This window comes from Fibrobacter sp. UWB4 (assembly GCF_002210345.1).
Taxonomy (GTDB): Bacteria; Fibrobacterota; Fibrobacteria; order Fibrobacterales; family Fibrobacteraceae; genus Fibrobacter.
In genome coordinates this window covers 118,859-140,271 of sequence record NZ_MWQI01000001.1, presented here as the reverse complement: position 1 = coordinate 140,271, position 21,413 = coordinate 118,859, and the positions used below count along the sequence as shown (strand labels likewise).

Genomic DNA, 21,413 nt, shown 5'->3' with positions numbered 1-21,413 from the left:
ACAAGACAAAGACATGATGAAGACTTTACCGTATTTTTGCATTTCATCACGTATATTTAATAGTCTGTCATTATTACCATATTTAAATCGCATATTTTTTCTAAATTGTCGCCCAATGGAAACGACATCGATAGTTTTACCTAGCGCTCTCACTGCCGCGAACAGCAAAAAGCTGCTTTCGAGTTGCAGGAGTGCCCTCACCAAAGGGGAGCTTCATCTGGACGGATCAAGCCTGACCTCGATGGACTATAGCGCCGATGCCTTTTTTGCACTTTTAGCGGAACTCTCCGAAAAGACGGGCAACAAGCTCGTTCTTGAGCATTTTTCGCCCGAAATCAAGCAGCATTTGCAAAACCTCCGCAAGATGGCTCCGCCCGAGAAGCCGCAGCGCGAAACCAACAACATCCTCGAAATGATGGGTGGTGCCGGTTTTTCGCTGCTCAAGGAAGTCTTCGAAGTCCTTATTTTGCTCTTTACGGCGATTTACTGGACGCTTGTCGGACCGTTCGACAAGGGTAAAATCCACTTTGGCGGTATCACCAAGCAGATGTTCAAGTCGGGCAGTGAAGCCATGGGCATTTGCTTCCTGTTCGTGGGCCTTATCTGCCTTACGATGGCTCTCCAGAGTTCAGTGATGCTGAATGCGGTCGGCGGCGGTTCTTACCTCGCTTCGGGGCTTGGGTTCCTCATTTTTGCAGAAATCGGCCCGCTCCTCACGACGATTATTTTGGCAGGGCGTTCCGGTAGCGCCATGGCAGCAGAAATTGCAAACATGAGCGTCTGCGAAGAAGTCAAGGCATTGAAGTCCATGGCCATCCCGCCGGTGCAGTACCTCGTGGTCCCGAGATTCATCGCCTTGAGCATCACGACACCGATCCTCTCGTTTAGCGCATCCATCGTCGGCAGTTTTGCCGGATTCCTCATTGCGTATTTCTTCTGCGATATTTCTTTCTCGAACTACATGATGGGGCTTCGCGACGGCATCGACCCGATGACGTTCCTCAAGAGCACGATCAAGGCGCTCGTATTTGGCTGGATTGTAACACTCATCGCCTGCAACAAGGGCCTCAACGCCCATGGCGGTGCAGAAGCGGTCGGTAAGGCGACCACGTCCAGCGTCGTGGCTGCAATTTGCACGATCGTGATTTCTGATACCCTTTTCGCCTTCATTTTCTACTAGAGGTCAATATGGACGAAATTCTAAAAGTTGACCATTTGAAAGCGAGCTACGGCAACGAGACAATCCTCAAGGATATTTCGTTTGGCGTCAAGAAGGGCGAAATCCGCATGGTGCTCGGTAGCTCCGGTTGCGGTAAATCGACTCTCTTAAACAACGTGCTCAAGTTCATCAAGTCCGATGAAGGAACGATCACTTACTTCGGAAAGTCGTTCGGCCCCAAGGAAGGCCTCGACAGCGAAACGCGTATGCGCACAGGCGTCCTCTTCCAGAGTGGCGCTCTGCTTGCGGACTTGACCGTCGCCGAAAACGCGATGCTCCCGCTCAAGCGCAGCATGCCCTACATGCCCAAGAGCCAGATGGAAGCGATTGTCGCAGACCGTCTCGAAAAGGTGCACCTGCTCCACGCGTTCCACAAGTTCCCCGGCGAGATTTCTGGCGGTATGAAAAAGCGTGCGGCGCTTGCCCGCGCGATTGCACTCAAGCCGGAACTCCTGTTCTGCGATGAACCGTCCACAGGCCTTGACCCGGTGACCGCCCGTTCGCTCGACGAACTGCTCCTCGAACTGCGCGACACGCTCGGCGTCTCGATGGTGATCGTGAGCCACGAACTTGAAAGCATCAAGATCGTCTGCGACCGCTTTGTGTACCTCAAGGACGGTTACGTTCTGAAAGATGCGACTTTGAAAGAAGGCATGGAATCTGACGATCCCATCCTCAGGCATTTCTTCAATAGGCAGTGCCCGAAAGAATACAATGCCGAAGACTTTTACCACTTTGATTTTATTGATTGAGTTGGAGAAATAATGGAAACCACCCGATCCGAAAGAATAAAACTTGGCGCATTTATGCTCTTTTGCGGAGTGCTTATTTGCGTATTCCTGGGTTACGTGCTCAAACGTTATCTGAGCGAACAATACGACAACTACTACACCATTTTCGACACAGACGTGAACGGGCTTTTTGTCGATGCCAAGGTGAAGCTGAACGGTATCGCCGTCGGTAGCGTCACGAACATCACCATCAACGAGAAAGACTTGAACCAGGTCGTCGTTGAATTCAAGGTGCAGCGCGGGACCCCGATCAAGATCGGCACCCGTGCAGGCATGACTGCGGGCATGAACCTCACCGGTGAAAAACAAGTGATCCTCTCGGGAGGATCTTTCAGCGAACCGAACGTTCCTGAAGGCGGCCTCGTACCAGCGGCCACATCTATGTTCGACCAGATTACAGGCCAGGTGGGCGACCTCTTTGGCAAGGTCACGCCGATCGTAGACGGGCTTTCCATTTTGCTTACCCCGGACAACGCGGAAACCATTACGCGTACGCTCAAGAATCTCGAAAAGACGACCGCAAACCTGAGCCATTTGACAGATGACCTCGGCAAGCCGCTCAAGACGATGAGCAAGTCCGCCACTTCGCTACAGAAGATTCTTGCAGAAATCGAAGAAGCGAAGCTCGCCGCAAAGACCGAACAGAACCTTACGGTGCTCAAGGAAAAGCTCGAAGCCATCGACACCAAGGGCTTGAACGAGAACCTGATGCAGACCACCGAATCGATGAACAAGCTCACGCAGCGCGTGGACGCCATCGTTTACAAGAACGAAGACCAGGTCGGAAACGCCATAGATGAACTCAACGTGATTCTCGAAAACCTCGAAGAATTTACCCAGAAAATCAAGAACAACCCGTCCGCACTTATCCGCTCCGAAGCCAAGAGCGGTCGTTAACAAGGAGAAACCATGCGCATTTTCAAAGCAAATCGTTTTTTGGCTGTTGCCGCACTCCTTTCTGTATTCGCGCTCACAGGTTGTGGCGGCGGATCGACCGAACCATCCCGCTACTACACAATTTCTGCGGAATCCATTTCGACCTCGGGTGCATCAAGCGACACCCGTGTGCACGTCAAGAAATTTACGATCGACCCAGCCTACCAGCGCACGAACATCGTCTACCGCGAATCGCCGTACGACTTTATGTTCTACAATAGAGATCTGTGGGCCACGCGTCCAGAACAGATCCTCACGCAGGTCGCAAGTGAATACCTAATCAAGAGCAACATGTTCAAGTCTGTGGACTTGAAGCCGATGGGCAAGCCGGACTTTGAATTGCTCGGCAATGTCGATGCAATCGAAGAAATTGACGAAGGCGATTCGCAGGAAGCCCACCTCGCCGTGCAGCTCACGTTCCGCAAAGCCGGTGAAGAAACTCCGCTGTGGGAAAAGCGCTACGACGAGCGCCAGAGCATGAACAAGCGCGATGCCCATTCCGCAGCCGAAGCGCTCTCGAAGCTCTACGCCAAGTACATGCAAGACGCTTTGGAAAATATCGCGAAAGTGAAATAATAGTAGGAAGTAGGCGGTAGGAAGTAGGAAGAATTGCAAGGCGGACCTAAGTCCGCCTTTTTCATTCCCGTCTAATGGTCGGGACGCTCGCCAGCAATTTTTTCGTATAGTCGTTTTGCGGGTTCGTGAGGACTTCATCGGCAGGGCCGTGCTCTACGGCATGCCCAAAGTACATCACCAGAACTTCGTCGCTTAACGCGCGAACAACCTGCATATCGTGGCTGATAAAGAGAATGCTAAGCCCAAGTTCATTACGCAGATCATCGAGCAAATGCAAGATTTGCGCCTGCACGGACACGTCCAAGGCACTCGTCACTTCGTCACAGAGCAGCACCTTCGGGCGCACCATCAAGCTACGCGCAATGCAAAGGCGCTGGCGCTGACCGCCCGAAAACTCATGCGGGAACTTGTCCATCGCCCCTGCCGGGAGCGAGACGCGGTCCAACAGTTCTACAGCACGGGCACAAGCCTCGTCATACGGAACGCCGCGAGCAATCACGGGCGCCGTCAAGATTTCCGTCACCGTCTGGCGCGGGTTCAAGCTGCTGAACGGATCCTGGAAAATCATCTGCACCAGGTCCGAGACGCGCACAAAATCCTTCCCAGTTCCTGCTTTGCCGCCATTCACCGGCAGTCCAAACAAATTAACTTTACCGCTAGAAACCGGCACAAGCCCTACTAAAGACTTCACGAGAGTCGACTTGCCGCACCCAGACTCCCCCACGATCGAAAGAATCTTCCCTTGCGGGAGCGTGAACGAGACATTGTCTACGGCAGTGAAATAATCCTTGACCTTGCTAAAAACGCCCCCGCGAATCGGGAACTTGACCGTAAGCCCGTTTACCTCGATAGCAGGAACCGTACTATCAAATTTTTCGGTATTCATCAACCATCCAACTCAGCAAGAGCGTCCTGAACATTCTTTTCGGTCGCAATCAAAATCTGCCTACACTTGCGCAAAAGCTGCGTAGCCTCTTGAACCTCAACAGCAAGTTCATCTATTTCCATCTCGGAATTGTCGATTTTCGAAAGAATTTCTTCTAAACGCGTCATTGCGTTTTTATATTCAAAATTTTGCGCACTCATATTCACGAATATAGTTAGATTTAATTCAAATGAATTTGTTCTACCGTTCCATATTCCCCCTTTTTGTAACCATCGCCCTTTTAGGCGTATTTCTTGCTGGTTGTCTCGACGCCCCCAGCGATCCAGACGATTTACAGCCCGTCGAATCCGTAAACATCAAAATCAAGCAAGACAAGGGCGACTACTCAACCGATCTCAAGGTGCACCCGTCAGATTCAGCAACCATTTTAGCAACCGTCGAACCTGAAAAATTACAGAAGGACCTCTCGTTCAAATGGTACTACACATTTGAAGGGAAAGACAGCCTACTTCAAAAAGGGGAACAGTTCACTTTTTATCCAAGCCGTTCCGAAAGCGCAATTCCAAATAAACTCACAGTAAGCGACAAAGAAAGCAACAAGCAGACTTACGAATTTTCAGTCATCATCAACACCGCCCCAGTCCTTTCAGATTCTACAATTCCCGTAAATGGCGATACGCTCTACGGGACAAAAGAATCTGCATTCTTATTCGAGTGGTACAGTCTAGACATGGATTTAGCCAATGGAGACACGCTTTTCCACATTCTAGAAATCGACAGTACGCAATACGATGTCGGAACCCTTATGCAAGTCAAGCAATCCGGCTTCAAAGCCGGGAAACACTCATTCCGCATCATTGTCCGCGATTTATACGGAGACTCAGACACGATCGCCTATAAAAGTTTTTATGTCGTTGACACTCTGGAGGCAAAATGAATTACTTAAAAGGCTTCCTCGTTGCTGTTACAGCATTTCTGCTCCAGTCCTGCTTCAATTCTGACGACCATTTATTCGATGCCGCACAAGCAGTCGATATCAAGGTTGAGACAACACTTTCGAATTCCATGACGGACTATTCGAAAATCGTCAAGGCAGATACTTTCAACATCAACGACACCGTTTATTTCATCACCACAATCAGCCCCAATAAAATCATCAAAGTTCAAGATTACCAATGGTTGATGGACGGGAAATATTGTTCTTCGGAATACAATTTCAAAAAACAAATTACAGAACCCGGGTACCACAAATTCACATTCATGCTAAAAGATTACTTCGGGGACATGCACTATGACTCGCTAGAAATCTGGATTGCGCCAAGTCCAACATTAAACGACAGCACCTTCACGCCCGCCGAAGGGACTCAGGCAATCGACCCCTACGAGGCTATTTACTTTACATGGAGTGCAAAAACCGAAGGGATCAAACTTGCGCATCGTTACTCCTTTACCCTGAGCGAGCAAAGCTACGCAAATGCAAAATCTACATTCACAACAATCGATACCGTTTTAACAGAGCCGCATTTCATATACCACAACAAGCTGAATCCATTAAAGAAATACAAATGGACCGTTCAAGCCATAAACGAATACGACCTGGTTTCAGAAGAAAAAATCGAATCCTTCTTTTTCACAAAGGGGCTTCCTGGCGAAGGATCTTTTAATTCGACCATTGACATCGGAAACGCGACAGCAGTTCCAGTACATCTATCATTACAGAACACTCGCAGCCAAAACACACCCATCCATTACAACTTTTCCATTTCTAAGACGAATAATGAAATTTCATTGGGAAGCATTCCCGCAGGTGATTACCACTTAGCAATAAGTTCCGACTATTCGGACTTTAATGAGATCATCGAAGACATCAGCATAAACGATGGCTTTATAACAACCACAAGGTCTATAAAATTCTCCGATTCAATTGCGCCTGTCATTAAGACATTTTCCAGTCACGACACCATCGCTTACGCCGATACACTCCAGTTCATCGTCAAAGACGGAGGAGAAGCCATTTCACTACAAAATATTTCCGTCAACTTGGAAGGCGAACCCGTTGTAGACAAAACATACAAAGACAGCATTTTAACGGTGATTCTCAAAAAAACAGACCAGAGCTGGGCCTATAGGATTCTCAACATTTCCGCAATGGACAGAAGCCAGAATTCCGCTAAAAAGTCGTTCTATATCATGCCAAGTACATTCTGGTTTGACACAAACAACGATACAACAATTGCAAGCAATGAATCTATCGACTTTTTCGTCATAGACCACAATCCATTCGATTTCAAAGTAGATACCATAAAATTTTTCAACATCACTCAAAACAAGTCGATCATTTCAATTCCTGGATCAAAAAACAACTCATATAGGGCAAACCTTGAAGCAAGTCTTTTTGAACCAGAGCAAACAATACAGTCTACAGTCATCTATACAAACGGCATGCAGCAAAGCAAGAACTGGACACTCACAGTTACTAAAGCCACATCGAAGGAGGAAGAATAATGCAACACAAAATTTTTCCAATTTCAGTAGTCTTTGCAACAGCATCTTTTTTGCTTACCGCCTGCACTGATTTCAAAATAAATTCATCGGACATTCCCGAAATAACGCAATCTATTTTTGTGGTTCCAGAAAGCTATTACGGAAATCCATACGAAAGCAAGCGCTACCATCCATCCGATGAATTCTTTGTCAATGTCAACGAAAAAATCAAAATATGCGGCATCTATTCCCTTGATGGAAATTACATTTCCTCAGAAGAGTCGACTCCGTATTACAACACACACAGATGGCTAATCGACAACAAGGACGTAAACGCATCTACGGTTTACCAAAGCTTTGACAAGGCCGGGATTCACAAAGTCACGTTCGAAACCGTAGACCATATCGGAGATACCATTCGAACGGACGCCACAATCTACGTAAACACGCCATCTACCGTTTCACTCCAGACTCCGGCAAACAACTACAATCAAGTTGACGGAAAAAATGAAAATGGTCTTGAGCTTTTGTGGAATGTTTCTGGCATCGACCCTTGGGAAACCTCCTTTTGCACCATTTACGCCAGCTATGACAAAGATTCCGTCTGGAGCGCACCACTTGGCGACACCTACTGTTCCGAAGGCGTCAACCTACTCGGCGAGCTTGATTTATATATCGACGAAAAAGGAGATTCCATCAACCACGACATGGAAAGTTCTACAATCTACTGGGCTGTAGAAGCATCCATCAAAAATGGTAGAGGTTCCGTAGAACACGCATTTAGCGAAATCTTCAGTTTTTCGACAAAGCTGCACAACAGCGAAAATTCCATCATCGAAATTCCTGTCGCATGCCAATTTGATCAGTACCCCGAAAAATCCTCGCTGAACGGGGCCATCATTTCAGCTACAGGAGATACACTCTTTAGAATATCCAATGCTAAAGCCAATACCGTCATCCGCGAGGAGCTGCAACCTCAATCAAATATCAAAATTGTCGTTTGCGACAGCATCCGTACAGAATTCGGCTGTGATTCCATGATGGTTGATCTGGCGCCCAGCACGAAAACAACGACAGACACGCTGTTCTTGCGCGACAAAGTCAAGCCCAATATGGTTCCCGTCGAGACCGTGGTACAAACAAATTCTGCACTAAGATTTTTCATTTTCGATAATGGTGCAGGCGTCAACGCTTCAAAAAACCAGGCTTTCATCAACAACGATTCATTACAAACAAAATTCGAAAATCACATACTGTCAATACCGAATACATGCAAAAAAGAATGCAATCTTGTCATAAGAGCCGAAGACTATGCTCGTAACAAGGCTCCCAATGTTTATTGGAAAATCAAAGTCAATGGTACTGAGACAAAAATTACAGGACCATTTTCAAAAACGGAGGAATAAGCGATGACATCAAACAAGGCCTCCATCATTTTCATTTTGCTTTTTACACTTTGCAATATTTCCTTGGGACAACAGGACTCTCTGCAAGACACGCTCAAAAGTACTTCGCAAGAAACCGTCACCCGTTATCTGCATATAGCAACGAACCCTTCAACGGTCGATTTGTACACAGGCACATTACAGCCTGATTTCGCAAGCAGACCCAGTTACGTTTCGCCGGCGTTCATCCCCGTTTCTAGCGGAGAGGACAATGTCATCGTTTCATTTTTCCATCCAGATTACGCAGACACGACTATAAACATCAAGCTGTCAGACAAGGACACGTCTTTCATAATTGTAGCACTACGCCAGACGTATGACGAAGAAACCATCGAGAACAACCAAAAACTTATGAGACACAGAAACAAGCGCATCCTCGGGAGTTACCTACGATGGGCATCCATTGCGCCTTTTACGATCAGCGGGATTTCAGCAATAGTTTCGCTATACAATATAAGCAAAGCCAAGGACCACAAAAAGGCAATGGAACAAACTCACTTTATGAACGAAAAATACGATGAGCACAAGATGAATTTTAAAGATCATAAAGGTAGCGCACAAACCGCCAAAACGGTCTCTGGAATTTTCTTTTTTACAGGTTTAACATTTCTCACCGCAGGATTCGTCCTTTCATTTTAGGTAGAACATGAAAAAGATCTTCTTAATTATCGCTTTCGCGTTAACAGCCGCCTTCGCCGATTCCGAAGGGATTTTTGTGGATGTCGAACTGCTGTCTGGCACCCATCAACGAGCAAAGTTCCTCGGCATCGAAAACGACACCGTAAGCCTCGGCGGCTACATTCAGAACAAATTTACAGTTGTAAGAATTGCAAAAAAACAATTCAAGAAAATTATCGATGAACACGGGAACGACCTGCTAAACGGATCTCCGCAAACCATACCTAGTTCGAGTTCTGTAGCCTCGAGTTCGACAACGGCACTTTCAAGCGCTACCATTGCAAAAACAGATACCGTCGAGGTCCCTAAACAAGATTCTGTAACAACCGAAAAAAAGGTCCAACAGCCGCACAAAACAGTTCTTATCGCCTACACGACCGAAGGTGTCACGCAAAGCATTGCCGATCAGTTCACGGCACTCACAGCCCGCATTTTGATGGAATCCGGCGAGAACCTGCAAATCATGCGTAAAAGCGATATTCAAAACTGCGATGACAACATCTGCATTCAAAGCGAACTCGCATCCCATGGATTTAAGTCCATCTATCTCGGAGAAATCGTTTCCAACATCAAGACAGACAGCTTGACATTGAACTTGACCCACGCCTTCTATGAAGATTCACTTCCAATGCTGCATAGAGCAAGCGTAAACGTGTCCAGGGAAACCGCTTTCAGCGACGCCATCACAAACAACAAATTAAAGAATCAGCTTCTCGACGCACAAGGCAAAGAGACCATAAAAACAAAGAAGGACAGATCTTATATCCATATCGAGACGGACCCCGACGGGGCTACAATTTCGCGCGTAGACGATGAAGCCATATGCAAATCACCCTGCACATTTGTCACCACGGATACAGCCAAATTTACGGTGCATGCATACTGGAACGTCGATCGGCACCTCTGGGGCGCAAGCACAAACATTATACCACTACCAGGCGACACCGTCCATGTTTCACTCAAGCTTAAGCGCGTCGCACCCGAGATCAGGATTCTCACATTCCCCGAAGGGGCAAACATCTACAAGGCAAATTCGCCTATTACAAAGCGTTCCAAGGCGATAGCCCAAACTCCAGATAAATTCCCGGCATACAACATGGGAACAGACAGCCTTTTAATCCGCAAAGCGGGCTACCGAGACACGCTTGTAAGCTTCTTTGTGGCGCCCGTTTCGCAAATCGACTTAAGCATAGATCTTGAAAAGCTGACCAATTTCGATGAAATCGAAAAGCAAAAAAAATGGCTACACGATAAAAAAATGCAGACTCTTGGGGAAGCGTTTATCGGAGGTGCGGCAGGAACAATCCTCATCGGATCCTTGATGATGTACTTTGCCCACCTGGACTACAACGACGCCGACGAAATCAAGAAAGACCTTAAAATTCCTGGCGCTGTCAAAGGCAAGAATTATCAGGACAAAGTCAAAAAGAACAAGAAGCTTGTCGATCAGGGAGACAACAAAGCGATTGCCGGAGGCATTTTACTAGGAACAGGCGCCGCCCTCCTCGGCGTCGGCCTCTACTTCTATTTTTAATTTTCTAAATTTGACCCAATGAAAAATACAGCCTTTAAAACAACTATTGCCTTAGCTCTCCTCTTTACCGCTTTTTCATTCGCAGCCGATACAGCTTCTGTAGACGCAGCAGGCGCTCTCGCAAGCACCGCAGCCGATACCGCAAAATCGACAGGGATTTACAACCAAATTATCGACTGGTACAATGACAACTTGAACTACGGCACCATTACACTCTTGATGGCGATTGAAAGCTCGTTCATTCCGTTCCCGTCTGAACTTGTCGTGCCGCCCGCCGCTTACAAGGCTTTGCAGCCGGGTTCGGGCCTCAACATCGCACTCATCGTCCTGTTTGCGACATTCGGCGCTCTCATCGGAGCCTACATCAACTACTATCTCGCAAAGATTCTCGGACGGCCGATTATCTACAAGTTCGCCGACAGCCGCATCGGGCACTTTTTGCTGCTCGATGTCGAAAAGGTCGAAAAGGCCGAAAACTACTTCCGCGAACACGGCGCCATTTCGACGTTCGTCGGCCGCCTCATCACGGTCATCCGCCAGCTGATTTCAATCCCGGCGGGCCTTGCAAAAATGAAGCTCGCCCCGTTTACGCTCTACACGTTCCTCGGTGCAGCCATCTGGAATTGCGTCTTAGCGCTGCTCGGCTATCTTGCCCACGGTCAAAAGGACATCATCGAAAAATACAACTCCGAACTTGCCATTGCGTTGCTTGGCTTCGGCGTACTTTTCATCGGCTACATGGTCTGGAGCGCTGTAAAGCCAAAGAAAAAGTGAGGGCAGTCGTTAGTTGTTAGTTATTAGTCATCAATTTTAAGTTTGGCGCTTTCAGCGCACTTATATAACTAAAGACCAACGACCATTGACCAATGACTAAAAATTGCAATTCTTGACGCAGCGGTTATTCTGGAATTCCGCTTCTAGAGTAACCTTGCCAAAAGTGTAGCGGTGGTAAAGGCCATTGCGGATTCCGCGAACGAAGTTCATATCCTCAGCTAAGAATCCCATTTCGTCATACACTTTAAAGACTCCGTGAATTTGTCCATTATCAAATGGAATTTGGCGATAGAGCTTTCCATTTTCATACCATTCTTCGGACATGCCATTCAGAACTCCGCGATGGTAAGATTCGCGGCGTTTCTTTTTGCCGTTTTGGTAATAAATAATGCTAAAGCCCTCTTCTTCCCCATCCATATAGCCAACAGTTTCAAGCGGCATCCCGTTTTCATCGTACGAACGTAAAACCCCATCCAACTTGCCATCCCTATACGGAGCTTCAACGGCTAATTTCCCATTCGGATGGTACGAAAGAGCTACCCCCTCGCGCACGTCAGTACCCTTTTTGACCGTGTAAATTCTCGCCACACGTCCGTCATCAAATGTCATACGGACCGTATCAAGAGCCACATTATTGGACTTTGGCGCCGCAAAAGCCGGGATTGCCGTGCATCCCATCACTATACACGCAAAAATTGTAAAAAAACGCTTTTTCATTGCATTATAATGTAGCATAATCCTTTTAGATTATGTATTTTGTGAGCGTCATGAACGTTACTTTTTTAAATCCCCCCTTCCACCCGATGTTCAGTCGGGAATCCAGATCCCCGTGTGTTACGAAGTCCAGTACGCTTTACTGGCCCATGTTTTTGAGCTATGCTGCCGGCGTTTGTGAGGCCGACGGTAACGAAATCCAGCTGATTGACAGCCCCGCCATGGAACTTGACTTGCCCCAGACGCTCGAAGGCATCAAGAAGTTCGGCCCGGAACTCGTTATTTGCAGCACAAGCACTCCGAGTATTTTGAATGACCTCAAGGTCGTCCATGCGATTAAAGAAGCTTTGCCGAACGTGAAGGTTGCCATCATGGGCACACACGCCACGGCCGAGCCGCTCGAATCCATGGAAATGGAACCATCTTTGGACTATGTGGTGATTGGCGAAGCCGACTACACCTGTAGGAACCTCGTCCGCGCACTGCGTGGCGATGGCGCTCCGGTCGGTCAGTTTGCAGGCCTTGCCTACCGCACCGCCGAAGGCAAGGTGGACTTCCAGCCCGAAGGCCCGAAGATTGAAAACCTGAACGAAATCCCGTGGGTTTCCAAGGTCTATCGCAAGCATCTTTACAGCTGCTACAAGAAGTATTTCTATGGCGCAAACCTGAACCCGCTCATCGTGATTCTCAGTGGCCGCGGTTGCCCGAACCACTGCAGCTACTGTGTGATTCCGCAGACGCTCAACGGCCACAAGTTCCGCCGCCGCGATCCGAAGGATGTTGTCGACGAACTCCAGTACATCAAGGAAAACTTCGAAGATTTAGGCGAAGTGTTCTTTGAAGACGATACGTTTACGGCAAGCCACGAACACGTGCGCCAGATTTGCAACTTGATTCTCGAACGTGGCCTCAAGATTACGTGGAGCTGCAATGCCCGCGCCGATGTGCCGCTCGACTTGCTCAAGCTCATGAAGAAGGCCGGTGGCCGCGAAATGTGCGTGGGCTTCGAAAGCGCCTCCCCCGAGGTTCTCGAAAAGATCCACAAGGGCGTGAAGAACACCGACAAGGCTATTGAATTTACGAAGAATGCCCGCAAGGCAGGACTCCTCGTTCACGGATGCTTCATGGTCGGTAACCCGGGCGACACGCCGGAAACACTCCGCATGACGCTCGACTATGCCAAGAAGCTGAACCCGAACACGGCCCAGTTCTACCCCATCATGGCTTACCCCGGCACCGAAGCCTACAAGGAAGCTCTTGAAAGTGGAGCCTTGAAGTCGAAGGATTACAGCCAGTGGCTCGACAAGGACGGTTTCCACCGCACTACAATCCAGCGCGGCGAACTCACAAGCCAGGCTCTCGTGGACTTCTGCGACAAGGCCCGCCGTGAATTCTACCTGCGTCCGAGCTACATCATCCGTCAGGGCATCATGGCCATCAAGAACCCGCGTGAACGTTACCGCGTCCTCCGTGGATTCGGCACGCTCGTGAAGCACCTGTTCAGAAAGCATGGTGAACTCGCCCCGGTCGCAAGACAAGCTCCGACGATTAAAGAGTAAAGGGAAACCCGAGGTTTCCCTCTAGACTCCTTTCCTTGGAATCATACGTCATTCTGAGAGGCGAATAGCCTCGAAGAATCCAGTTAAATTTCAAAAGCGACCCGCAAATAAGCGGGCCGTTTTTTTCAGCCATCATTTCAGCCGATCAAACTTTTTCATTTCTTTGTCCAAAAACGTATCGACGTATTTTGCATAAATGAGTGTCGTATCCAAATTGCGGTGGCCGAGAAGTTTGCTCGTTGCCGGGAGCGGGATTCCAATCGTAATGCATGTTGTTGCAAATGTATGCCGCGCCAAGTGGCAATGGACATACTTGTAATGCCCTAGCTTTTTAGCCGCTTTGCGGAGTGTGCGATTAAACGTCGAGTTTTCCACCACATGGAACACACGCCCAGACGTTAGCGGGTTCGGGAGCAACAGCCGCGCCTGCACAGGAATCGGGATGTACACCGCCTCGCCCGTCTTATGCATTTGCTTACGGATTTTCCAGTCAAAAATTTCAGACGCATCAAGTGTGCGCAAGTCCCCGTAACGGAGTCCCGTAAAACAGCTGAACAGGAACACGCGCATCACGTCATCTTCTGCCCGCGTCAAAGCGACATGCGACTCCATGTAACTCAAATAAAGATGTTTCAGCTCACGCAACGTCAAAAATCCACGACGCGAGTAGGCTCGCCCCACCTTCACGTTTTCAAACGGATCGCCTTGAATTATGCCATCAGCCCTCATCTTGTTGCAAAAGATGCGAAACACCGAAAGCGCCTTGATCACAGTCGCCTCCTTGTTGTGGAGCGTTTCCAAGTGGCGTTTGTAATTCCGCACCGTCTCGGAAGTCACATTTTCGCATTCAAGTCCTGGGTCAAATAGCGAAATTTTCTTCAAATTCCAGTAATACGTGCGTACCGTCAAAGGTGCGAGTTCATCAGCATCTTTCTTTAAATAGTCAAGCGCACAGTCCAAAAAACGCATAAAACCTCCAATTGTTTAAAATGGAGGCTGAATCTAATCACGTTTTTCAATTATTTCGACTTCTGTTTAAAACATCCCATATTCATAGATTATATTTATATTACGATTTATTGCACATTTTTTAGCGGAGGGAGCCATGAACGATATTATCCAGGCGATAAATATCTGTATCGACTTGTTCAGCCTTTCCATCCTGTTCCTCATTTTAGTCCTTCTCTGGGTCGGTCACTGGCGTAACGACAGGCTTCAATATAACTTTACAGGCATGATTATCGCCTACCATGGCGTAATCATCACATACGCTATCATCCATATTTGCGACGGTGAACTTTCGGTTCCCGTTTATGCCATTGTCGATTTAGTCAGCTTTGTTTCAAGCGCGCTGTGCATTTTCTTTTTTTCGAAATATGTATTTGCATTCCTCGAAAACAGGAAATGCGAACCGCACAAAATCATGCGTTACACGATTTACGCGCTATGCATCCTCGACTTTTTAGTAAACGTCATCGTAGACGTTTCTACAGGCGATATCACCCGCGACTGGACTACAAACGAAACTCTCGTTTCTTGGCTTGCGACCGGCATCTGGGGCATCCTTATGGCGGGAATCATCATTTATTTCCGCAAGCAGTTCGGAAGACGAACCGTCATTTTCTTTATAATCTACTTTATTCTGCCCTTTATCGCAGGCTCGGCAGCACCATATGTCGAAGGAATCCGCGTGGATATCGTCAGCGTGATTTTTGTAATTGTTTGCCTTTTTGTCGGTGTACAGGTCAGCGAAAACACTTCGCACAAATTACTCGAAAAGCTCAGCTTCAACGATGCCATGACAGGCCTTTTTAACAGAAACTACCTGATAATGAACCCTGACGACGTGAAGCGCAAGCTCCCGTGCAGCTACGTGATGTTCGACCTAAACCACCTCAAGAAAATTAACGATAACTATGGGCACAACAAAGGGGATGAATATATCCAGAACTTCGCCAATATTTTAAAGAAGATCCTACCCGAAAACGCCGAAGCCATCCGCACCGGAGGCGATGAATTTTTGGTGATTATTCCCAAGTTCAACCGTACAAAATGCGAAGCCTTCCTAGAGCGTTTTATTGAAGAATCCAAGCAAACTCAGGTTCAGGGAATTACAGAAAGCGCAGCCTACGGCTTTGCAGTCCGCACAACAGGCCTGCATTCCGAAGAAGAAATCATTGCAGAAGCCGACGAGCACATGTACCAGCAAAAGAAAGCGTCACGGGAAGGGAGATAGTAAGTAGCAGGCAGTAGGAAATAGACAGTAGGAAGGTTTTGCTATAGGAAAGCGACAATGCGCCAAACATACAAAAAGACCTGGAACTAAGTCCAGGCTTTTGCATTTTTAAGGTGACGAGTGAGCAATTCAAGCTTTATCTAAATCAGCCTTGATTGCAAGGATTTCTGCTTCAGATAGTTCTGTGAATTCAGTAATTTCATCAATCGGCTTCTTTTTCAACAGCATTTTCTTCGCCATTTCTTGCCTAGCAACATTCAGCCCCTGTTGCAAGCCTTGACGCAAACCTTGTTGCAAGCCCTGTTGCAAGCCACTATCAATAGCCGCTTTATGGATTGCGTAGTTGTCCCACTTGGCTTTCTGTGCTTCGTCAATCATCTTCTGTTCCTCTTTCGATAATTTAGCCAATTTCGCTGTCGAAAACAAGAGTTCGAACACCGTGTTCACATACTGCTTGGGCATCTGCGTCATGTTTTTCATGTTCTTAAGCGCGTAAAGCGCCTTGTCGAGCGTCGTTTCAAGCTCATCCAAAGGCTTGTTGAACTTCGGAAGCTCCACAAACGCAAAATTGAGAGTATCGCTGATACTAGCTCCGTTCATTTCTCGAAGCTTTGCACGGCGGATGTAGCGGTCACCTGCAAACACGTTAAATTCCATGAACACGACCGTAACGACAGGATTCAATTCGTAATTGTACTTTTTACCGCGTTGCCCCTGAGCAACAATCGTCTGCGAGGCGTAATAAATCGAACGATTGACTATGTTTTTCTGAAAAAGAATCTGCACTTCGATGATGAACCTACGCTGAGCAGAATCAATACAGTGCAAGTCAAAGACAGAAGTTCGATTTTCGTTCGATCCGTCGCTGTATTCCTTGTTACGGGACTGCACATCGACAATCGGTGACGCTATTTCGCCTTCAAGCACGGCGTTCAAAAGAGCAATCAGGCAAACCTTATTTTGCGTGTCGGGATTAAAAGCCTTCTTAAATGTTCTGTCGAGAAGAAGATCCGCGAAAACGCCTGCGCCCTTGTATTCTTCAAAAGTTTTCGCCTCACCAATCATTTCACCATGGCTATTTTTCGTTTCGGCCACAATATTATTATCCATATTTTTCCGTTGTTAAAGCCCCGAAAATGTCGGGTTCATAGACAGAAAATTGCTCCCCGTCCTTTATATTAACACGTTTTAGAAGCCCATTTGGCCTAAAAATTCTCAAAGATTTTTTAAATTTTACAATAGATAAAATCTCATCGAGAAAAGTTGCACTTTTTCACGAGCTTTTCTTTAAACTGTTTATCTTCCATGGCATCCAGCAAATCAAGGATGTCTTCTTTTTCAGCGTATTTTCCGTTCCATCCAATTTCACAGGAATCATTGATATGGAAAGAGCCCTTGTATTCATCATTCATAAAGCAATCGGCGAGGAATAGGTATTTTCCGCTCTTTTCAAAGAAGTCCTGTTTTGCAGATACAGCAGGCAACAACTCAATATCTTTTACCAATGTTTGAACATCTTTTATCTGCGAATTGCGCATTTTAGACATTTTTGTTCCTTCTAAAGAATTATTTTCAGACACATAAATATTGCACATATAATCTTTATTATAACTATGGATTTTTACAGAACGAATGATGTTTTCACAAATAGACGAATCAACCTGATCGGGATAATAAATAAACTCAACTATTTCAGGAGGTTGCCAACTTTTTCGCTTTAACGGAGTTCGATCAGACCAAATATAAACTTGTCGCTTTTTAGTTTTTACTCCATCGATAGTTACAACCGTATCAAGCCTTCCCGCCTCGCTAAACTCATTAGGATTTTTTGGAGGCAAAAACGAAATCGGATATGCACCATGATAGTACGTCATTTGAATGAAAGTCATAAGCTTACGCCCTACAGAGTCTTTAATCTCGTAAATACCCAACTCAAAATGAGGAATATTTTCCACAGAATATCCCTTGGGCAACGCTATATGAAATGGCCGCAGAACAAAATAGTCTTTTGTATAAACAGATCCCGACTCCTTTAAACTAGAAACTGGTTCCTCGTTCGATTTAGAACAAGAAACGCAAAACAAGGTCAAAAGGATTGCAACAAAAACGCTTATTAACTTCGAGGATTTCATCGTTGTATAAACTACATAAATAAACATACAGAATGCAAAAAAATTAGCCTATGGAGTTTATCCATAGGCTGTTTTTAAAAGGTGATGCCCGCCTTCGCGGGCATGACAAGTGCGCCGCGGTTTACTTTGTAGCTGTTGCAAAAGCCTTTTCAAGCTTCGTCAAAGCTTCGTCGCATTCGGCGGCGGAGACGTTCAGCGGCGGGAGCAAACGTAGCACGTTGCCCTTAGCGCTGAGGACCATCATGCCTTCGTCGCGGGCGGCAGCAATTACGTTACCGACCGGGAGCGATTCGTCGAGAGCGAGACCGAGAATAAGGCCTTCACCACGTACGCCCTTCACTGCCGGGAACTTAGCTGCGATAGCTTCGAGGCCTGCCTTGAGCTGAGCGGAGCGAGCTTCGACATTGGCGAGGAATTCCGGCTTTGCAATCTGGTTCACGACAGCGAGACCGACGGCACAAGCAACCGGGTTACCACCAAACGTCGTGCCATGATCGCCCGCCTTGAGCTGGTCAGCAACCTTCTGGCGGAGGAGCACAGCACCGAGCGGGAGACCGCCGCCAAGAGCCTTGGCAAGCGACACGAGGTCAGCATCAATGCCATGCTTCTGGAGGCCGAGGAATGTGCCGAGACGGCCCATACCTGCCTGGACTTCGTCGACAATCACGAGGCAGCCAAATTCTTTCTTCAAGCTGTTGATTGCAGCGACCATTTCATCGGAAACGGTCATCACGCCACCTTCGGCAGCGAGAGATTCAAGCATGATGGCGCAAGTGTCGTTGTTGACTTCGGCCTTGAGGGCTGCGACATCGTTCCAAGGAACGTGAACAAAGTCACCCGGCATGGAGCCAAAGCCTTCGCGGATGGCCGGCTGACCCGTTGCAGAAAGGGCAGCAAATGTACGACCGTGGAAGCTGTTGATGAACGTTACGATCTTCTGGCGGTTCTTTTCACCCTTGCGATCGAAATACTTACGAGCAAACTTGATGCAGCCTTCGTTAGCTTCGGTACCGGAATTGCAGAAGAAAGCCTTGTCGAAACCCGTTGCAGCGAGGAGAGCCTTAGCGAGGTTCACCTGCGGGTAGTTCGGATAAAGGTTCGAAATGTGGAAGAAGCTGTCCATCTGTTCTTCGACAGCCTTCTTGATTGCGGCGTTCTGGTGGCCGAGAGCGTTCACGGCGATGCCAGCGACAAAGTCAAGATACTTCTTGCCGTTCTTGTCGAACAAGTAAGAACCTTCGCCACGGACAAATTCAATATTGGCCTTGCCATAAAGCGGGGCGATAAACTGCTTGTCTTCTTCAAAAACGGAATTAGCCAAGGATTGTGCCATAGTTCAGTTCTCCATTAATTTGTTTTACAAAGTGGTCGGCATCCTTCCAGCCGACAATGTGAATGCTCTTGAGGCCGCGTTCAATGCTCTTGAAGCTTTCGCGGACCTTCGGGATCATGCCGCCGTTGATGACGCCAGAAGCAATGAGGGCTTCGCTTGCATCTTCCGTGAGTTCAGGAATGACAGTCTTGGTATCGTCCATCACGCCCGGAACATCGCTCACCAGCACGAACTGGTCAGCGTGGAGTGCCACAGCCAGTTCGCTTGCGGCAGTATCAGCATTCACGTTCCAGCTCACAGCCTTGCCGTTTTCGTCCGGACCGATAGAAATCGGGCTTACGACCGGGACAAAGCCTGCAGACCAAAGCGTTTCCACAATCTGCGGATTGACCTTCTTGACTTCGCCCACGAGGCCAAGATCCACCTTGCCCTGCTTCTTGACCACTTCAAACAACTTGCCATCGACGCCACTGAGGCCGACAGCGTTGCAATTGTTTTCGAGGAGCATTCGCACGAGCTTCTTGTTGACGTGTCCCGAGAGCGTCATTTCGACCATCTTCATGATAGAAGGCGTCGTGACTCGGAGACCGTCGATAAAGGTGGGTTGTTCTCGGAGCAAGGAGATGTTCTCGTTGATGTCCTTGCCACCGCCGTGCACCACGGCCACTTGGCAGCCCATAGCCGGAAGCTTGCTGACTGCCGCCACAAAATCGGCCAACTTGGCTTCATCGATTGCCAAGCTGCCACCAATTTTTACAACCACTTTTTTCATCGTTAACGATGTCCTCATAATTTTCACGCAAAATGCGAGCACCATTGCCCGAATATGCTTGAAAAACTTGAAGCAAATTTAAAAATAGTTGGCAGCAAGCAGTAGGTAGTGGGTAGAGATTATTCTGTATTTTTTATGAATTATACCACTAGCTATCTGACTCTGGAACACGGAGCAAGGCTACACCCAAATAAAAACTAAAACCTTTTTTCAAATCATAAGTATCCAAGAACGAATAGGAATAAGAGGCAGTCACTCTAACAAAAGGAAAATCGATGTTTACATCGCCATGTGCCCGGAAATAAAATTTCCGTTTAGGCTTAAAAGCAAACCAATCTGTATTGTAACCAATTCCTACAGAAATGGGGACATATTCACGCACGACATAGAATTCCAACGTGGGATTCAGCAACAATGCCATAGCACAATATGCATAGATCGAATGACTGGATGGATCAAAAAAATCATAAAACGCAATCGGAATAACAATCGTATGCAAAAGAAAGGCAGCACCAATTCTTGTACACGAATCTTTTTCGTCATCAACCAAATGAAAATTAAACGACTGACCATTCAAATACAATCCATCTACTATTTTCTTGCCGCTCCAAAAACCCAAATTAACATCACTATGAATATTCATATAAAAAGAGAGTGGAGTTACAACCCAATCTGCATAAGCAAAATCATGCATAAGACCAGAGAAACCTCTTGGAGGACTTGCAAACGAGAACGAGCAAAATAGGATTATAAGGCAGACAAATTTACGCATTTGAATGAGAATATATAAAAACATGTTGTTGGTTAGGAGTTGGGAGTTGGGAGTTACTAGTTATTAGTTAATAGTTGTTAGTTATTGCTAATGACTATTGACCATTGACTAATGGCCAAACCCCATTTTTTCCAAATTTCTTTCACTTTTTCACTCTTCAAGCGTAATTTTTTTATATCTTTTGGGAAAACCTAACCAATATAAGAGGTATTTTATGGCAATTACGAAAGTTTGGCTCGATGAATCTAGCGACGAATGCGTCTCCTGCGGCGCTTGCGAAGCAACTTGCGATGCAGTCTTCTCCGTTCCGGAAAAGATGGTCGTTAAGGAAGGCGTTGACTTCAGCGCATACGAAAACGAAATCAAGGACGCTGCAGACAGCTGCCCGGCCGGCGTGATCAAGTTCTCGTAATTCGAGCATTTAGGCAAAGTTATCGCGGAACCCCGCGATGGTACGAAGCTTTGCTTATCTTGTAAGATTGAACACAAAAACAGCACTCGATTCTATCGAGTGCTGTTTTTGTTTGTTTTAAAAGGGGGATGCCCGCTCGGCGGCGGGCATGACAGTGAAA

22 protein-coding genes are annotated in these 21,413 nt (G+C 47.1%); 13 read left to right on the top strand and 9 right to left on the bottom strand.

The features are described 5' to 3' along the window. The first annotated feature begins 115 nt into the window (after positions 1-115). From B7990_RS00635 to B7990_RS00620, 4 genes are read left to right on the top strand one after another with little or no spacing between them, the layout of a single operon-like run. Entirely contained in the window at positions 116-1,180 is a 1,065-nt protein-coding gene (locus B7990_RS00635) for an ABC transporter permease (protein ID WP_088639148.1), read from the top strand. 8 nt (positions 1,181-1,188) lie between these two features. Then, a complete protein-coding gene (locus tag B7990_RS00630; RefSeq protein ID WP_014546866.1) occupies positions 1,189-1,971 on the top strand; it encodes an ABC transporter ATP-binding protein in 783 nt (260 codons plus the stop codon). Between the two features lie 12 nt (positions 1,972-1,983). Next, positions 1,984-2,907, top strand: coding sequence for an MlaD family protein (locus tag B7990_RS00625; RefSeq protein ID WP_088639147.1), 924 nt, complete (start codon positions 1,984-1,986; stop codon positions 2,905-2,907). A gap of 12 nt (positions 2,908-2,919) precedes the next feature. Further along, on the top strand, positions 2,920-3,522 hold the full coding sequence (locus B7990_RS00620; protein ID WP_254917251.1) for an ABC-type transport auxiliary lipoprotein family protein: 603 nt from the start codon (positions 2,920-2,922) through the stop codon (positions 3,520-3,522). 61 nt (positions 3,523-3,583) lie between these two features. On the opposite strand, the gene B7990_RS00615 is transcribed toward B7990_RS00620, so the two are convergent. Both B7990_RS00615 and xseB read right to left on the bottom strand, forming a co-directional pair. Then, a complete protein-coding gene (locus tag B7990_RS00615) occupies positions 3,584-4,408 on the bottom strand; it encodes an ABC transporter ATP-binding protein (RefSeq protein ID WP_088639146.1) in 825 nt (274 codons plus the stop codon). Further along, a complete protein-coding gene (xseB, locus tag B7990_RS00610; protein WP_244263647.1) occupies positions 4,408-4,575 on the bottom strand; it encodes an exodeoxyribonuclease VII small subunit in 168 nt (55 codons plus the stop codon). Before xseB ends, B7990_RS00615 begins: the two co-directional genes overlap by 1 nt. A gap of 62 nt (positions 4,576-4,637) precedes the next feature. On the opposite strand from xseB, the gene B7990_RS00605 reads away from it, so the two are divergent. From B7990_RS00605 to B7990_RS00580, 6 genes are read left to right on the top strand one after another with little or no spacing between them, the layout of a single operon-like run. Then, entirely contained in the window at positions 4,638-5,345 is a 708-nt protein-coding gene (locus tag B7990_RS00605) for a hypothetical protein (protein ID WP_088639145.1), read from the top strand. Further along, positions 5,342-6,913 carry a hypothetical protein gene (locus B7990_RS00600; protein ID WP_088639144.1) on the top strand — a complete coding sequence of 524 codons (1,572 nt, stop codon included), beginning with the start codon at positions 5,342-5,344 and terminating at the stop codon, positions 6,911-6,913. The genes B7990_RS00605 and B7990_RS00600 overlap by 4 nt, the downstream gene beginning before the upstream one ends. Beyond that, on the top strand, positions 6,913-8,298 hold the full coding sequence (locus B7990_RS00595; protein ID WP_088639143.1) for a hypothetical protein: 1,386 nt from the start codon (positions 6,913-6,915) through the stop codon (positions 8,296-8,298). The genes B7990_RS00600 and B7990_RS00595 overlap by 1 nt, the downstream gene beginning before the upstream one ends. Positions 8,299-8,301: 3 nt before the next feature. Next, on the top strand, positions 8,302-8,976 hold the full coding sequence (locus B7990_RS00590; protein ID WP_254917250.1) for a hypothetical protein: 675 nt from the start codon (positions 8,302-8,304) through the stop codon (positions 8,974-8,976). Between the two features lie 7 nt (positions 8,977-8,983). After that, positions 8,984-10,549, top strand: a complete 1,566-nt coding sequence (locus tag B7990_RS00585) for a hypothetical protein (RefSeq protein WP_088639142.1) — start codon at positions 8,984-8,986, stop codon at positions 10,547-10,549. Positions 10,550-10,567: 18 nt separating this feature from the next. Next, entirely contained in the window at positions 10,568-11,323 is a 756-nt protein-coding gene (locus tag B7990_RS00580) for a DedA family protein (RefSeq protein ID WP_088639141.1), read from the top strand. Positions 11,324-11,419: 96 nt separating this feature from the next. Here B7990_RS00580 and B7990_RS00575 read toward each other — a convergent pair whose 3' ends face one another. Beyond that, positions 11,420-12,001, bottom strand: a complete 582-nt coding sequence (locus B7990_RS00575) for a toxin-antitoxin system YwqK family antitoxin (RefSeq protein ID WP_254917249.1) — start codon at positions 11,999-12,001, stop codon at positions 11,420-11,422. Between the two features lie 89 nt (positions 12,002-12,090). Here B7990_RS00575 and B7990_RS00570 point away from each other — a divergent pair, with 89 nt between their 5' ends. Continuing rightward, complete coding sequence (locus B7990_RS00570) at positions 12,091-13,596, top strand: radical SAM protein (protein WP_088639913.1); 1,506 nt, start codon at positions 12,091-12,093, stop codon at positions 13,594-13,596. A gap of 132 nt (positions 13,597-13,728) precedes the next feature. On the opposite strand, the gene B7990_RS00565 is transcribed toward B7990_RS00570, so the two are convergent. Next, positions 13,729-14,565, bottom strand: coding sequence for a site-specific integrase (locus B7990_RS00565; protein WP_088639139.1), 837 nt, complete (start codon positions 14,563-14,565; stop codon positions 13,729-13,731). Positions 14,566-14,701: 136 nt separating this feature from the next. On the opposite strand from B7990_RS00565, the gene B7990_RS00560 reads away from it, so the two are divergent. Next, positions 14,702-15,832 (top strand): GGDEF domain-containing protein, encoded by a 1,131-nt coding sequence (locus B7990_RS00560; protein WP_088639138.1) that lies wholly within the window; start codon positions 14,702-14,704, stop codon positions 15,830-15,832. 129 nt (positions 15,833-15,961) lie between these two features. Here B7990_RS00560 and B7990_RS00555 read toward each other — a convergent pair whose 3' ends face one another. The 5 genes from B7990_RS00555 to B7990_RS00535 form a co-directional block, all read right to left on the bottom strand. Next, positions 15,962-16,942 carry an Rpn family recombination-promoting nuclease/putative transposase gene (locus B7990_RS00555; RefSeq protein WP_088639137.1) on the bottom strand — a complete coding sequence of 327 codons (981 nt, stop codon included), beginning with the start codon at positions 16,940-16,942 and terminating at the stop codon, positions 15,962-15,964. Positions 16,943-17,082: 140 nt separating this feature from the next. After that, entirely contained in the window at positions 17,083-17,787 is a 705-nt protein-coding gene (locus B7990_RS00550; RefSeq protein ID WP_141099191.1) for a hypothetical protein, read from the bottom strand. Between the two features lie 298 nt (positions 17,788-18,085). Further along, entirely contained in the window at positions 18,086-19,297 is a 1,212-nt protein-coding gene (locus tag B7990_RS00545) for an aspartate aminotransferase family protein (protein ID WP_088639135.1), read from the bottom strand. Continuing rightward, entirely contained in the window at positions 19,278-20,069 is a 792-nt protein-coding gene (argB, locus tag B7990_RS00540) for an acetylglutamate kinase (protein WP_014546850.1), read from the bottom strand. The genes B7990_RS00545 and argB overlap by 20 nt, the downstream gene beginning before the upstream one ends. 148 nt (positions 20,070-20,217) lie before the next feature. Then, positions 20,218-20,763, bottom strand: a complete 546-nt coding sequence (locus B7990_RS00535) for a hypothetical protein (protein WP_088639134.1) — start codon at positions 20,761-20,763, stop codon at positions 20,218-20,220. Positions 20,764-21,055: 292 nt separating this feature from the next. On the opposite strand from B7990_RS00535, the gene B7990_RS00530 reads away from it, so the two are divergent. Continuing rightward, complete coding sequence (locus B7990_RS00530) at positions 21,056-21,253, top strand: ferredoxin (protein ID WP_014546849.1); 198 nt, start codon at positions 21,056-21,058, stop codon at positions 21,251-21,253. The last annotated feature ends 160 nt before the right edge of the window (positions 21,254-21,413 follow it).

What these genes read in the sequence shown, in the direction of transcription:
- B7990_RS00570 (WP_088639913.1), top strand. Translation starts at nt 12,091, where the DNA reads ATGAACGTTACTTTTTTAAATCCCCCCTTCCACCCGATGTTCAGTCGG.
- B7990_RS00575 (WP_254917249.1), bottom strand. Translation starts at nt 12,001, where the DNA reads ATGGGATGCACGGCAATCCCGGCTTTTGCGGCGCCAAAGTCCAATAAT.
- B7990_RS00535 (WP_088639134.1), bottom strand. Translation starts at nt 20,763, where the DNA reads ATGCATGATTTTGCTTATGCAGATTGGGTTGTAACTCCACTCTCTTTT.
- xseB (WP_244263647.1), bottom strand. Translation starts at nt 4,575, where the DNA reads ATGACGCGTTTAGAAGAAATTCTTTCGAAAATCGACAATTCCGAGATG.
- B7990_RS00580 (WP_088639141.1), top strand. Translation starts at nt 10,568, where the DNA reads ATGAAAAATACAGCCTTTAAAACAACTATTGCCTTAGCTCTCCTCTTT.
- B7990_RS00590 (WP_254917250.1), top strand. Translation starts at nt 8,302, where the DNA reads ATGACATCAAACAAGGCCTCCATCATTTTCATTTTGCTTTTTACACTT.
- argB (WP_014546850.1), bottom strand. Translation starts at nt 20,069, where the DNA reads ATGAAAAAAGTGGTTGTAAAAATTGGTGGCAGCTTGGCAATCGATGAA.
- B7990_RS00595 (WP_088639143.1), top strand. Translation starts at nt 6,913, where the DNA reads ATGCAACACAAAATTTTTCCAATTTCAGTAGTCTTTGCAACAGCATCT.
- B7990_RS00585 (WP_088639142.1), top strand. Translation starts at nt 8,984, where the DNA reads ATGAAAAAGATCTTCTTAATTATCGCTTTCGCGTTAACAGCCGCCTTC.
- B7990_RS00615 (WP_088639146.1), bottom strand. Translation starts at nt 4,408, where the DNA reads ATGAATACCGAAAAATTTGATAGTACGGTTCCTGCTATCGAGGTAAAC.
- B7990_RS00530 (WP_014546849.1), top strand. Translation starts at nt 21,056, where the DNA reads ATGGCAATTACGAAAGTTTGGCTCGATGAATCTAGCGACGAATGCGTC.
- B7990_RS00565 (WP_088639139.1), bottom strand. Translation starts at nt 14,565, where the DNA reads ATGCGTTTTTTGGACTGTGCGCTTGACTATTTAAAGAAAGATGCTGAT.
- B7990_RS00630 (WP_014546866.1), top strand. Translation starts at nt 1,189, where the DNA reads ATGGACGAAATTCTAAAAGTTGACCATTTGAAAGCGAGCTACGGCAAC.
- B7990_RS00605 (WP_088639145.1), top strand. Translation starts at nt 4,638, where the DNA reads ATGAATTTGTTCTACCGTTCCATATTCCCCCTTTTTGTAACCATCGCC.
- B7990_RS00625 (WP_088639147.1), top strand. Translation starts at nt 1,984, where the DNA reads ATGGAAACCACCCGATCCGAAAGAATAAAACTTGGCGCATTTATGCTC.
- B7990_RS00600 (WP_088639144.1), top strand. Translation starts at nt 5,342, where the DNA reads ATGAATTACTTAAAAGGCTTCCTCGTTGCTGTTACAGCATTTCTGCTC.
- B7990_RS00635 (WP_088639148.1), top strand. Translation starts at nt 116, where the DNA reads ATGGAAACGACATCGATAGTTTTACCTAGCGCTCTCACTGCCGCGAAC.
- B7990_RS00555 (WP_088639137.1), bottom strand. Translation starts at nt 16,942, where the DNA reads ATGGATAATAATATTGTGGCCGAAACGAAAAATAGCCATGGTGAAATG.
- B7990_RS00620 (WP_254917251.1), top strand. Translation starts at nt 2,920, where the DNA reads ATGCGCATTTTCAAAGCAAATCGTTTTTTGGCTGTTGCCGCACTCCTT.
- B7990_RS00560 (WP_088639138.1), top strand. Translation starts at nt 14,702, where the DNA reads ATGAACGATATTATCCAGGCGATAAATATCTGTATCGACTTGTTCAGC.
- B7990_RS00545 (WP_088639135.1), bottom strand. Translation starts at nt 19,297, where the DNA reads ATGGCACAATCCTTGGCTAATTCCGTTTTTGAAGAAGACAAGCAGTTT.